We start from the raw sequence: 12,265 nt of genomic DNA on the forward strand, positions 1-12,265 counted from the left end.
GTGGCATAATCGGTTAGTAGCAGCAGGAAAGGGGACAGGACGTTGGCTGTTAATGCAATGGAACAAATTATGTCAGACCTGTTATTTGAATATAAGCAGGCTCTTCAGATGAGCTGCACGTGCGATGAATGCCTGAATGACGTGCTCGCGCTTGTCTTGAACAGAGTCCAGCCGAGATATGTGACAGACGCCGGCAAAATCGCCTACGTCAAAGCGGAATTTATAGACAAGCAGCAGATGACGACGCTGATTGTCAAGCTTGCGGAGTCGGCGAAAATGGTGTCGGATATGCCGCGCTGCCGGAGATTTGAAAGAGGTGAAGAATGAGCCTTTGTCTGATTTGCGCAGCAGAGCTTGCACAAACGGTTACGTGGAGAAGCGTTTTTTTCTTAGAAAAAGAAGAAACATGCTGCTCAGAATGCTTTGATAAATTCACTCTGATCGAAGGACCGGTCTGTCCAACATGCGGCCGGCCTCAGGCAGATGAACATGTCTGTTATGACTGTGAAAGGTGGCAGTCAGACCTGGAACTCGGCTCTGTTCTCGCAGGCAGCCGCTCGGTTTACCACTACAACGGTTGGATGAAAGATGTGATCGCCAGATACAAATACAGGGGGGATGCAGCATTAGTGCGCGTCTTTCAAGACTCCTTCCGGCAAGCTTTCCTTCAGCACTTTAAAGAGGCCGGCCTCATTATTCCGGTTCCTCTCAGCAGCGAAAGACTTTACGAACGCGGATTTAACCAGGCACTCCTCCTCGCTGAACTTCTCGGCCGCCCCGTCCTTTCACCCTTAACCCGCAAGCATCTTGAAAAACAATCCAAAAAAACCCGCGAAGAACGCCTTCAAAGTGAAAATGTCTTTTTTATCGAAAATCCTTCAGACATTCTTTCAAAACACATCCTTTTAATCGATGATATCTACACAACAGGCACGACAATCAGGCATGCGGCGAACGTACTGATCCAAAACGGGGCAAAAAAGGTCTCTTCTTTAACTCTCGTCAGGGGCTAAACGTTTTCAAAAACGAACCGATATTAATGATATATAGTACAATGATAGGAGAAATAATTGTGGAACTATCAAATTGTCCGGAATGCTACTCGTTATTTGTAAAAACACCGTTTAAAACAGTTTGCGATACATGCAGCAAAGAAGAAGAGCGTCAGTTTGAAGCTGTTTACGGCTATTTGAAGCAAAGCAAAAACCGCAGCGCAACACTGGTGACTACTGCAGAGGAAACAGAAGTCTCTGAAGACACGATTCTGAAATTCATCAGACAGGGACGAATCCAGCTCGCCAATTTTCCGAATCTCGGCTACCCGTGCCAGAAATGCGGAACGCTGATCAGGGAGAACAAGCTGTGCCTCACATGTTCAAAAGACTTGAAAACTCAGCTGTTCGACTTAGAGCGGGAGGAAGAACGCCGTCAGAAAGTCACAGAGGAGAAAGCGACTTTCTATACCTTTCAGCCCAAAAACTAGTAAGACTATTAATGGCCGGCAAAAAGGGCCGATAAAGATATCATCACAGGAATGGAGGAGGATAAGAGATGAAAATCAATCATCTGAATTCAGCTTCAATCAATCCCTACCAAAGAAGTGCGGAAAAGCAGCAGCTCCCGCAGGCTGCACAGAAACAGGATAAGGTAGAGATCTCATCCAAAGCGAAAGAACTTCAGCAGCAGAACAGCATCGATGCCGCAAGACAGGAAAAAGTGGCAGCTCTTAAAAAACAAGTTGAAAGCGGCACTTATCAGCCTGACCCGAAAGCTGTTGCCGAAAGCCTTATTAATCACTATAAGAAATAGAATCAGGAGGATTTGCCGTGTCAGCACAGCCATTAATTTTTAAACTCGAGAAGCTTCTCAGGCTCAACCAGCAGCTTCTGAAGCTTGCCGAAACGAAAACAGAAGCCCTGAAAAAAGAAGATCTGGCTGTGCTGCAGCAAACCCTGAAGCAGGAGCACATCTGCGTAAGCGCTATTAAGCTTGCAGAAAAGGAACGGATCCCGCTCACCTCTGCCTATCTGGGCAGAAATCATGATCTTACACTGTCGGCATGCATTGAAAAAGCAGAGGGAGAAGACAAGGTCCAGTTTGCGCAGCTTTTATCCTCCCTGACAGATGTCATGGACAAGCTGAAACATGCAAACAAACTGAACCAGCAGCTGACCGTTCAGGCTCTTCAGTTTGTCTCCCTGTCTCTTGATATGCTCATGCCCAAGGAAGAGTCCCCGGCCTACAAGCCTCCGGGCTTATCTGCGGCAGCTCAGCCGAAACGAAAATCATTATTTGATTCAAAAGCATAAAGCTCGGAGGAATGAACCATGCGCTCGACTTTTTCAGGTCTTGAAATAGCCAAAAGAGGAATGTTTACACAGCAAAGCGCCCTGAACACAACAGGCCACAATATTGCCAATGCCAACACGCCGGGCTACACAAGGCAGCGTGTGAATTTTGAACAGACGGAGCCCTATCCGAATGCATCCATTAACCGTCCGCATATTCCGGGGCAAACCGGGACAGGCGTTCAGGCAGGGACAATTGAACGTGTGCGCGACAGCTTTCTGGACACGCAGTTCCGCTATGAAAATAACAAAAGCGGGTATTGGGATTCCCGCGCCGATGCTCTTCTGAAGATGGAAGAAATCATGAATGAGCCGTCTGAGACCGGTCTCTCCAAAAGCTTTGACCGCTTCTGGCAGTCGATGCAGGACCTGGCTCTGAACCCGACGAACGCAGGCGCCCGTTCAGTTGTCCGCGAGAGAGGAAAGGCGGTAGCGGAAACGTTCCACTATCTTTCTACATCTCTGAAAGCTGTGCAGGGTGAGCTGAAGAGCGAACTTGAAGTTTCAGTCAAAGAAATCAACTCCCTTGCAAACCAGATTAACAGCATCAACAAACAAATCTCGGAAATCGAGCCGCACGGCTATCTGGCGAATGATTTGTACGATGAGCGGGACCGTCTGCTTGATCAGCTGTCGGGCCTTTCTAACGTGAAAATCTCCTATGAAAAAAGCGGGGGAAATGCGCTTCCGATCGCGGAAGGATCTGTTTCTATTGAAATCGTAGACGCTGGAGGCAAATCTCTCGGAACACTTGTGGACGGCAAAGCGAAAACCGTGAACGAAATAAGCGTCGGATATTCTCCTGATAACGGTCTTGCTGATACCGTCTCCATCGGCGGAGCGGCTTTAAATGTGAAAGATTTTGGCAGCGCGGGCAAGATCCGCAGTTTAATTGATTCGTACGGATACAATGAGGGCGGTTCTGCTAAGGGAGTTTACCCGGAAATGCTTCAGCAGCTTGACCAGCTTGCCTACAGCTTTGCAACCGAAGTCAACAAAGTTCAGGAAGCGGGCTACAGCATCAAGCGAATAGAAGAAGGCGGAGCAGTCAGCTCTCCATTCTTCGATCTTGGCAGCCTGACAAATCCTCCTGAAGGTGCCGCTGCCCTTATTCAGCTGCACCAGGATATTCTCGATTCAACCGACAACATCGCAGCGTCTTCCAATGGAAACATCGGAGACGGAAAAAATGCTTTGGCGCTTGCAGAAGTGAAAAATCAGACGTTTTACATTGGCGGAAAAACGACGACCATCCAGGACTTCTACGAGAGTCTGATTGGCGGTATGGCCGTTGATGCCCAGGAAGCAAACCGCCTCTCAAGCAACACAGATGTCCTCCGTTCGGCAGTTGACCAGCGCCGCCAGTCGGTAAGTGCTGTTTCACTCGATGAAGAAATGACCAATATGATTCAATTTCAGCACGCCTATAATGCCTCGGCGAAAATGATTTCGCTGCAGGATGAGATGCTTGACACCATTATCAATGGATTAAGAAGGTAGGTGAAAAACCATGCGCGTCACACAAAGTATGCTGGCAGCCAATTCTCTTCGGAATTTAAGCAAAAGCTATGAAAAAATGGGAACGTATCAGGATCAGCTCGCAACCGGCAAAAAAATCAGCCGGCCGTCTGAAGATCCGGTCGTTGCCATGAAAGGCATGCACTACCGCACAAACTTGACAGAAGTTGAACAGTACCAGCGCAACATATCAGAAGCCTATCAGTGGATGGAAAATTCAGAAGCGGGCATTGAACAGGGCACACAGGTTCTGCAGCGTGTCCGTGAGCTTGTCGTGCAGGCAACCAACGGCACCAACAGCCCTGAGGATCTTAAAGCAATCGGCGCTGAAATCAAGCAGCTGAAAGAGGACTTGGTCGGGTCTGCTAATTCCCAAGTAGCGGGAAATTACATTTTCAACGGAACGGAAACGAAAAAGGCACCGGTGACACTGAATGCTGACGGTACGGTAACCGTCCTCGTTGATAAATCCCCGTTTGAAGTAGAAGTGTCAAAAGGGGTTTCATTAAAAGCTAATATCAATTCAGATAACGTATTCAGCGAAGACTTATTCGCCGTTGTGGGATCAATCGAAAAAGCCCTCACTTCAGGTGATGGATCCGGCCTGGACGGACTGCTTTCAGACCTTGACGGGAAAATGGACGCCATGACCGCTGAACGCGCGGAGCTTGGCGCAAGATATAACCGCCTTGAGCTGATTGAAGACCGGGTGATGAAGCAGGAGGTTGTGTCTACGCGTATTCTTTCAGAAAACGAAGACGCAGATCTAGAGAAAGTCATCATGAGTCTCACAGCACAGGAAAGTCTCCATAGAGCTGCTCTTTCAGTAGGTGCGAGGATCATGCAGCCTACTCTGATGGACTTTTTAAGATAAAGCTATCTTTTGCGAGATAGCTTTTTTACTAGGAGGAGAACATGAATGAACATTCCTCAAATCAGACTTGAAAGCAGGTTTGCCAGAATCGGAATTGAAACCGTGAACGCGAAGCTCTCTATTGAACAGAAGCCCGCCGACCTTTCCATTCAGCAGCCGAAAGCAGAGCTGACGATCCGGACCACGCCGGGCAAGCTGACAATTGATCAATCAAAGGCGCGAGAAGATGTCGATTTGAAGCATATTTCAAAGCGCATCGAAGAAGCCGCGGATATGGGCCGGCAGGATCTCCTGTCCGGCATTGCAAGACGCATCAGACAGGGTGATGAGCAGATGCGGATTGAAAACGGCGGCCGGCCTCTGACTGCCCAGGCAAAATCGAACAGCGAGCGCCCGGAGAAGCAATTTAACATCGGCTTTATCCCGTCGCATTTTAGTGTGAAGCTTGCCTATCAGCCTGCAGAGGTTAAAATTGATGTAAAGACGAACAATCCTATCATTGAAAGCACAACTAATAAGCCGGACATGAACTATGAAGCCGGAGACGTTAAAATTCATCTGGCTGAGCTCAATCAGCTGAGAATTGATTTTGTTATTTAACAGAAAGGAACGTGAAGCATGGTTATCGAAACAAAGTACCACGGAACGGTCGATGTCAATGAAGCTGAACAACTGACATTTGAGCATGGCATACCGGGATTTTTGGATGAAAACTCGTTTATCCTCCTGCCGCTTGAAGAGAATTCATCCTTTTTCATTCTTCAGTCTGTTCAGAGCCCGTCCACTGCCTTCGTCGTTACGAGTCCGTTTTTCTTTTTCAAAAACTATGAATTTGAGATTGACGAAGCATCAAAAGAAGCCCTGTCCATTGAAAGCGAAAAAGACGTTGAAGTCTATGTCATCCTGACCGTAACAGACCCCTTCAATGCTTCAACCGCTAATCTCCAGGGTCCGGTCATCATCAACCGAAACCAAAAAACAGGCAAGCAGCTCATCCTGAGCGGAACGGACTACACAACCAAACACCGCCTATGGGAGGAAGCCTGATGCTCGTACTCACAAGGAAAACAGGGGAAGCCATCAAAATCGGCGACGATATCGAGATCTCCGTCATCTCCATCTCAGGCGATCAGGTCAAAATCGGCATCAGCGCCCCAAAACACATCGACATCCACCGGAAAGAAATCTACCTTTCCATTCAGGAAGAAAACAACAAAGCGGCGGACCTAACACTAGACCTCTTATCAAAGCTAAGAAACAGATGACCTTAAGCACATCGGCTTGAGGTTTTTTTGTGAATTTTTTTCTAATTCTATTAAACAATAACTCTGCCTGTCGATATAAAAAGTGTCAGGCAGGACTGCAGACGGCCGGCTCGGCCCAGTCTGACATCTTCCACAAGGATGTGGATGAAAACATACAATTCAAGGAGGAAATTTGTAATGAGAATTAATCATAATATTGCGGCTCTTAATACTTACAACAAATTGAGCAGTGCTTCTGGCGCTCAATCTAAATCAATGGAGAAATTGGCTTCTGGTCAGCGTATCAACCGTGCTGGTGACGATGCGGCTGGACTTGCGATTTCTGAGAAAATGCGCGGACAGATTCGTGGATTGGATCAAGCTTCACGTAACTCGCAGGATGGTATTTCTATGATTCAAACTGCTGAGGGTGCATTAAACGAATCTCAAAATATCTTACAACGTATGCGTGAACTATCTGTTCAAGCTTCTAATGGAACAAACACTGATGATGATAGAGAAGCCCTTAATAATGAAGTTACAGAACTAATTGGTGAGATTGATCGTATTGCAAATCAAACTGAATTTAACACAAAAAAATTATTAGATGGTACTTTAGGTACCACAGTGGATAAAGCAACTGCAAGTTCAACTGCACTTGCTGTAGCTGGGGTTACTGGAGCATCTACAAGTGGTGGATTAGCGGCTGGAACTTGGACATTAACTGTTGGTGATGGTACAAGTGTGCCAGCTGATGCTTATACAATTACAGACGGAACTACAACTCTGGTATCAAACGAACTAGCTAGCGGAGCGGGAAAACTAACATTTGGTTCTGGTGAATTAACTATTAATGTAAATGATGCATATACTACAGGAAGTTTAAGTACAGAAACTATTGAAATTACTGGTACTGAAGTAACCTTCCAAATCGGCGCAAACGAAACTCAAACAATGGGATTATCTATTAGTGACATGACTAAAACAGGTCTAGGTGTTGCGGGCGTTGACATCTCTACAACTAGTGGTGCTGAAAGTGCAATCTCAACGATTGACGATGCTCTTAAACTAGTTTCTGATGAGCGTGCAAAACTTGGTGCTAACCAAAATCGTTTAGAGCACACAATCAACAACTTAGGAACTTCTTCTGAAAACCTAACTGCTGCGGAATCTCGTATCCGTGACGTAGATTATGCTCTAGCTGCCTAAGCAGCGACAAGCACAGTCGTCCTGGCTGGTAACGGCCAGAGATTATAATTGGGTGAATTGCTGGAAACCCCTTAGAGCTTTTCTTGCCACAACGCAGCTGGAAACGGCAGGCGTGAGGGCTTAAAAAAAGAAGAGATTGGGCAATCAGCAGCCAAGCTCCTGTCTCGAAAGAGTGGAGAAGGTTCAACGACTAGGATAGACCACCTAAGGCGAAAGCTATGGTGATGAAATCCGTAGGTGAATCAATGTGGTTCAGCATTGAAGATCCGAAGTGCCCAACCCCTACTGGAAAGTTCAGAGGGTGAAGATATAGTCTGGTCATTTATGAAAGTAAATGTTCGCGCGATGGCGAAAGAAATGATGAACCAAACAAAGAATTCTATTCTTTCTCAAGCAGCACAAGCAATGCTGGCTCAAGCCAACCAACAGCCACAAGGTGTTCTTCAATTACTTCGTTAATTGGATTAAAGACTCTAGCGCAGCTAGAGTCTTTTTCTATTAACATGTGCATTCAGATTAAGCATTGTACTTACAGCTTCACTCATATTCATACCGGTTTTTCTTTTAATCAAATCAAGGAACTTCTGATGTTTTCTTGTTAAAACAATTTGATAGGATTTTCGTTTCTTTATTTCATTAGTATTAGAAATTGAAAAATATGATTCATACAGTGAGAGTGGGTTAAGATTCATCGATTTATCAATAACATCTCTAATTTCTTGCGTTGGGTTTCTAATTAGAATTTGAATATGAATTGATGTTCTCTTGTTGTCATGGAAGGTTAATTCTGATTCTGAAGACGACAGCAGTTTTCGTTTCATAGAATGATGAATGTACGGGTGCACAATTCTCAGGAACAGCAGAATTTGTTTTTGATCGTAGATGACCAGACGATTTTGCCCATCTAGTTTAAAGTGAAGCTTAAATTGAGTGTAAAGTAACTCTTTTAAAAACCTGTTTTCCTTTTGAGTAAATGAATCTGTGGAGAGAATAATTTTTTTAGGGGCGTTGTTTTGTACTTTCAAATGTCCGTCATCTTGATACCACCAAGCTAAGGCTAGAGGGTTAATAACCTGTTCAAGAAGGTGGAAGGGGATACTCTTTGTTCTTTCTTTATACCAAAGTGGAAGTAAGCTATCAAAGAGAGGAGATAATTTGGATTGAACATAGAACTGTTCGGTATACCCAGCCTCTATTCTATTGTCAAAGATCTTCCTGTATTTAGGCTTACTGAGCGGGATGTGTGCTTTAAGTGTTTCGTAGCAGTGAAAACACCAGCCAGAATCTGCAGAAGAATGTGAAAAACGAAATCTTGGTCTTTTTCCTTTTTCAATAGATAAGTTTCCGTCTCCTAACAGTTTACCCGTCAGCATTTGCATGACTTCTATTGGCGTAGTCTCAAAAGTATTAATCTAAATACCTCCTTAAAAAGGGGAACGTTTGTTCTTTTTTTATTTTACTAAATTATATTTATTTCTGTAAAGAATAATAATCTTCCTTTACACATTTAAGCCCAATTTAAACTCCCCATACCTTCAAATCTCCCCAATCCCTCCGATATAACCAGTAGAACATATACCCAAGGAGCGACCCATCATGATGATTGAGAAAATGTCATCCCAGCCTGGTCCGCGCATCTCAGAAATTGACACGAAGCCCGTAACCATACAAGAAGGAAGTAAAGAAGAGTACATTCCTGCTTTTCCGAAAGAAGAGATTGAAAAAGCGGTGAAGAGCATCAATGAGTTTCTGCAGCCGGCGAATACGTCGATTCAGTTTCAGCTGCATGAGAAGCTGAATGAGTATTATGTGACGGTGGTAGACAGCCAGACGAAGGAAATTGTCCGGGAGATTCCGTCGAAGAAGATGCTGGATTTGTACGCAGCATTAACGGAGTTCCTGGGATTTGTAGTAGATAAAAGAATCTAGAGAGGTGAAGGTACATGGTCAGAATCGGCGGTTTGGCGAGCGGAATGGACATTGATTCGCTCGTGGCAGATTTAATGAAGGCGGAGAGAATGCCGCTTGATAAGCTGAAGCAGAACAAGCAGGTGCTTGAGTGGCAGCGCGACGGCTACCGCGAGATGAACAGCCTGCTGTTTTCATTCAGGAATGCTGCGTTTGATATGAAGCTGACGAGCAATTACCGGGCACGGACGACGAACAGCTCCAATGCTGATAGAGTGACGGCCACTGCAACGAGCGCGGCGAGCCAGGCGTCCTACAGCATCTCGAAAGTCGACCAGCTTGCAACGGCAGCGACGAAGGTAAATGCCGGGGCAATCTCTGCATCCGGCCAAAAAGTAGACCCGTCCAAAGCTCTCCAGGATATAAAAGATTCGTTTGCCAACACGAACTTCAACTGGCAGACAGGCACCGTTAAAAATCAGACAGTCACTGCAGCGGCTGACGGGACGTCATTTAAGCTGACACTTGAAACCGGGCAAGTGCTGAAAAATGTTGATAAAGACGCGATTATCAAAGTGGACGGAAAATCCTTTATGCTTGTGACGGGTACTCCTCAAGCGGGAGAAGCTGCACTTGATACAGACGGCAACCTGACGTTCGGCGAAACGATCAAAAAAGGAAGCGTCATCAAAGCGGATTACGTGATAGAGAGTACAGACCAGTACTTCTCTTTTGACATGCAGACCCATACTTCAACAGGTCTCAAAAAAGAGAATTTCCTGATTCAGGGCACAGAATCATTGAACAACGTTTTTGCAAAGATCAATTCATCATCACTTGGCGTGACGGCGCTGTATGATTCATTTTCAGACAAGATTACACTTACGAGAAAAGAAACCGGCGATTTTAACAAGGGCGGCAATGAAATCATCACGTCTGCAGGCTTCCTGAATAACGTGCTGAGATTCGGCTCAGGTACAGAAACAGGAGGACAGAACGCAAAGTTCACCATCAACGGTCTTGAAACAGAGCGGACATCCAACACGTTTGAAATGAGCGGAGTTACGTTCACTTTAAAAAACACCTTTACGGCAGCAGAACCCCCGGTCGCCATTAATGTGACAAACGATACGAATGCAGTTTTTGACAACATCAAAAAATTTGTCACCCTTTACAACGAAACCATTGCCAAAATCCAGACTAAAACCGATGAAACCCGATATCGCGACTATCAGCCGCTTTCTGACGAAGAACGCGAAGCTCTGTCAGACAAGCAGCAGGAGCAGTGGGATGAAAAGGCGAAAAGCGGGATGCTCAGGAAAGACTCGATTCTGACTGGTGCACTGAGCCAAATGCGAACCGATTTCTACTCAACACTGTTTTCAGCATCAGGGACATCTTTTACCCATCTTTCCAATATCGGAATTACGACCTCAACGAACTACCGCGAGGGCGGAAAGCTGATCATTGATGAGGCGAAGCTGAAAAAAGCGATTGAAGAAAATCCGGACGGCGTTGAAAAGCTGTTTACAAGCAATGGCCCAACGAGCGGGGAAAAAGGGATCATTACCAACCTGTATGACAATTTAAAAACAACGATGGACAAGCTGAATGCCAAAGCCGGCACGTCCAGTTCCACAAGCCAGCAGTTTACCATCGGAAGAAATCTCTCATCCATTGATAATCAGATCACTCGTTTTGAAGACAGACTGACGCAAGTAGAGGACCGCTACTGGGCACAGTTTACGGCGATGGAAAAAGCAATCCAGCGATCCAACGAACAAATGAATTATTTAATGCAGCAATTCGGCTAAAAAAGGAGTTAACACGATGGCAATGACAAATCCCTATCAGGCGTACCAGCAGAATTCCGTCAGCACGGCGTCTCCAGGCGAGCTGACCTTGATGCTTTATAACGGCTGCCTCAAATTTATCAAGCAGGCACGGACAGCGATGGAACAGAAGCAGGTTCAGGAAAAAAACATCAATCTTCAAAAGGCGCAGCGCATTATTCAGGAATTGATGATTACTTTGAACCCAGAAGCTGAGGTTTCCGGGTCGATGATGCAGATGTATGAATATATAAACCGCAGGCTCGTAGAAGCGAATATCTCAAATGATCCGGAAATTCTCTCTGAAGCAGAGGGGTATGTAACTGAATTCCGCGATGCGTGGAAACAGGTCATTCAATCCGCCCGCAGGCAGCAGTTCGGACAGGGCGGCCCGATCTGATGAGCGCTGTTGAAAAACTGCACCAGCTTACCCATCAGCTGCTTAGTGAAGTAAACGGCTCGCAGCAAAAGGATATGAGGGACAGCTATATCCTGAACATCCAGCAGTGGATCGAACAGCGGGAAGTGCTGATCTCAAACCTGAAGCCGCCATACACCCAGCAGGAAAAACAGCTGGGAAAAGAAATCACAGAATGGAACGCGGTTATTCATGAAAAGCTGAAAGCCGTGCAGCATGAGATTAAAGAAGATATGACCAAATTAAAGCTGCAAAAAGCCTCCGGCCAGAAATATGCAAACCCCTACCAGAGCACGGCCATCGACGGAATGTATTATGATAAGCGCAAGTGACGCAATAACTCAAAGCGATTACGAGCTTTTCCTTTCCTATAATGAGCTGCTGAATACAATCGAAGAGTGTTTTTATTATCTGATCAAAAGCTATGAAAGCATGGAATATGCAAATCGCGAGCAGATTATGGACGATTTGATGGACGCCTTCATACAGGTGGATGCCGTTCACAGCTCCATGATGCATGCGGCCCGCAGCAATTCAGAGCTCCAGAAAGTCATTCTGCTCTTTGATGACATGCTCGAAGAATTAAGGCCTGCTCCAGAAGGCGGATCCCATCTTTTCCATGCCTATTTAAAAAGATTATCCCATCTCTATACAGCCTGGAAGCGAGACATCCAGACATGTCTGCTTCCCTACCTGCTTCACTGATCCCGCCAGAATAAGGACGGGATTTTTGTTTTTTTATTAGTTGTCGTTGTCATGTGGGATGTTTAAGTGGACTGAAGCGGAAGGCACTTGACTCCTGCGGGATGAAGAGGGCACTGAAGATCCCGCAAGCGCAGCGAGTTATCATGAACGAAACTAGCTCCTTACTCGTAACATCGTAGGTTAATTTGGTTAGAATGTTTACTGGAAAA

At 45.7% G+C, this 12,265-nt stretch carries 17 protein-coding genes and 1 pseudogene; 17 read left to right on the forward strand and 1 reads right to left on the reverse strand.

Features of this window, described 5'->3' with window-relative positions:
- The first annotated feature begins 42 nt into the window (after positions 1 to 42).
- From comFB to ACTSEZ_RS17895, 12 genes and pseudogenes are all read left to right on the forward strand, one after another.
- Positions 43 to 327, forward strand: coding sequence for a late competence protein ComFB (comFB, locus tag ACTSEZ_RS17840; RefSeq protein ID WP_320154753.1), 285 nt, complete (start codon positions 43 to 45; stop codon positions 325 to 327).
- Positions 324 to 1,013 (forward strand): ComFC family protein, encoded by a 690-nt coding sequence (locus tag ACTSEZ_RS17845; RefSeq protein WP_369735705.1) that lies wholly within the window; start codon positions 324 to 326, stop codon positions 1,011 to 1,013. Before comFB ends, ACTSEZ_RS17845 begins: the two co-directional genes overlap by 4 nt.
- 56 nt (positions 1,014 to 1,069) lie before the next feature.
- Entirely contained in the window at positions 1,070 to 1,483 is a 414-nt protein-coding gene (locus ACTSEZ_RS17850; RefSeq protein WP_369735722.1) for a TIGR03826 family flagellar region protein, read from the forward strand.
- 68 nt (positions 1,484 to 1,551) lie between these two features.
- Complete coding sequence (flgM, locus tag ACTSEZ_RS17855; RefSeq protein WP_369735706.1) at positions 1,552 to 1,809, forward strand: flagellar biosynthesis anti-sigma factor FlgM; 258 nt, start codon at positions 1,552 to 1,554, stop codon at positions 1,807 to 1,809.
- A gap of 17 nt (positions 1,810 to 1,826) precedes the next feature.
- Positions 1,827 to 2,309: a flagellar protein FlgN gene (locus tag ACTSEZ_RS17860; RefSeq protein WP_369735707.1), complete on the forward strand. Its 483-nt coding sequence runs from the start codon at positions 1,827 to 1,829 to the stop codon at positions 2,307 to 2,309.
- A gap of 18 nt (positions 2,310 to 2,327) precedes the next feature.
- Entirely contained in the window at positions 2,328 to 3,848 is a 1,521-nt protein-coding gene (flgK, locus tag ACTSEZ_RS17865) for a flagellar hook-associated protein FlgK (RefSeq protein ID WP_369735708.1), read from the forward strand.
- A 10-nt stretch (positions 3,849 to 3,858) separates the two neighbouring features.
- The gene (gene flgL / locus ACTSEZ_RS17870; protein ID WP_369735709.1) at positions 3,859 to 4,740 is read left to right on the forward strand and encodes a flagellar hook-associated protein FlgL; all 882 of its coding nucleotides are present in this window, start codon (positions 3,859 to 3,861) and stop codon (positions 4,738 to 4,740) included.
- Positions 4,741 to 4,785: 45 nt separating this feature from the next.
- Positions 4,786 to 5,340 carry a DUF6470 family protein gene (locus ACTSEZ_RS17875; protein WP_369735710.1) on the forward strand — a complete coding sequence of 185 codons (555 nt, stop codon included), beginning with the start codon at positions 4,786 to 4,788 and terminating at the stop codon, positions 5,338 to 5,340.
- Positions 5,341 to 5,358: 18 nt separating this feature from the next.
- Positions 5,359 to 5,787 (forward strand): flagellar assembly protein FliW, encoded by a 429-nt coding sequence (gene fliW / locus ACTSEZ_RS17880; RefSeq protein ID WP_369735711.1) that lies wholly within the window; start codon positions 5,359 to 5,361, stop codon positions 5,785 to 5,787.
- Positions 5,787 to 6,005: a carbon storage regulator CsrA gene (csrA, locus tag ACTSEZ_RS17885; RefSeq protein ID WP_369735712.1), complete on the forward strand. Its 219-nt coding sequence runs from the start codon at positions 5,787 to 5,789 to the stop codon at positions 6,003 to 6,005. Before fliW ends, csrA begins: the two co-directional genes overlap by 1 nt.
- 177 nt (positions 6,006 to 6,182) lie before the next feature.
- Entirely contained in the window at positions 6,183 to 7,193 is a 1,011-nt protein-coding gene (locus ACTSEZ_RS17890) for a flagellin N-terminal helical domain-containing protein (RefSeq protein ID WP_369735713.1), read from the forward strand.
- 342 nt (positions 7,194 to 7,535) lie between these two features.
- Positions 7,536 to 7,652: pseudogene (locus ACTSEZ_RS17895) on the forward strand (flagellin); the annotation flags it as partial.
- 23 nt (positions 7,653 to 7,675) lie between these two features.
- Here ACTSEZ_RS17895 and ACTSEZ_RS17900 read toward each other — a convergent pair.
- Positions 7,676 to 8,566: an endonuclease gene (locus tag ACTSEZ_RS17900; protein ID WP_369735715.1), complete on the reverse strand. Its 891-nt coding sequence runs from the start codon at positions 8,564 to 8,566 to the stop codon at positions 7,676 to 7,678.
- Positions 8,567 to 8,789: 223 nt separating this feature from the next.
- Here ACTSEZ_RS17900 and flaG point away from each other — a divergent pair, with 223 nt between their 5' ends.
- From flaG to ACTSEZ_RS17925, 5 genes are read left to right on the forward strand one after another with little or no spacing between them, the layout of a single operon-like run.
- Entirely contained in the window at positions 8,790 to 9,122 is a 333-nt protein-coding gene (flaG, locus tag ACTSEZ_RS17905) for a flagellar protein FlaG (RefSeq protein ID WP_369735716.1), read from the forward strand.
- Between the two features lie 14 nt (positions 9,123 to 9,136).
- Positions 9,137 to 10,915: a flagellar hook-associated protein 2 gene (locus ACTSEZ_RS17910; protein WP_369735717.1), complete on the forward strand. Its 1,779-nt coding sequence runs from the start codon at positions 9,137 to 9,139 to the stop codon at positions 10,913 to 10,915.
- 16 nt (positions 10,916 to 10,931) lie between these two features.
- Entirely contained in the window at positions 10,932 to 11,333 is a 402-nt protein-coding gene (fliS, locus tag ACTSEZ_RS17915) for a flagellar export chaperone FliS (protein WP_369735718.1), read from the forward strand.
- Entirely contained in the window at positions 11,333 to 11,683 is a 351-nt protein-coding gene (gene fliT / locus ACTSEZ_RS17920; protein ID WP_320154739.1) for a flagellar protein FliT, read from the forward strand. The genes fliS and fliT overlap by 1 nt, the downstream gene beginning before the upstream one ends.
- Positions 11,667 to 12,056 (forward strand): DUF8042 domain-containing protein, encoded by a 390-nt coding sequence (locus ACTSEZ_RS17925; RefSeq protein ID WP_369735719.1) that lies wholly within the window; start codon positions 11,667 to 11,669, stop codon positions 12,054 to 12,056. Before fliT ends, ACTSEZ_RS17925 begins: the two co-directional genes overlap by 17 nt.
- Positions 12,057 to 12,265 lie beyond the last annotated feature (209 nt).

This window comes from Metabacillus mesotrionivorans, from assembly GCF_052171315.1.
Taxonomy (GTDB): Bacteria; Bacillota; Bacilli; order Bacillales; family Bacillaceae; genus Bacillus_P.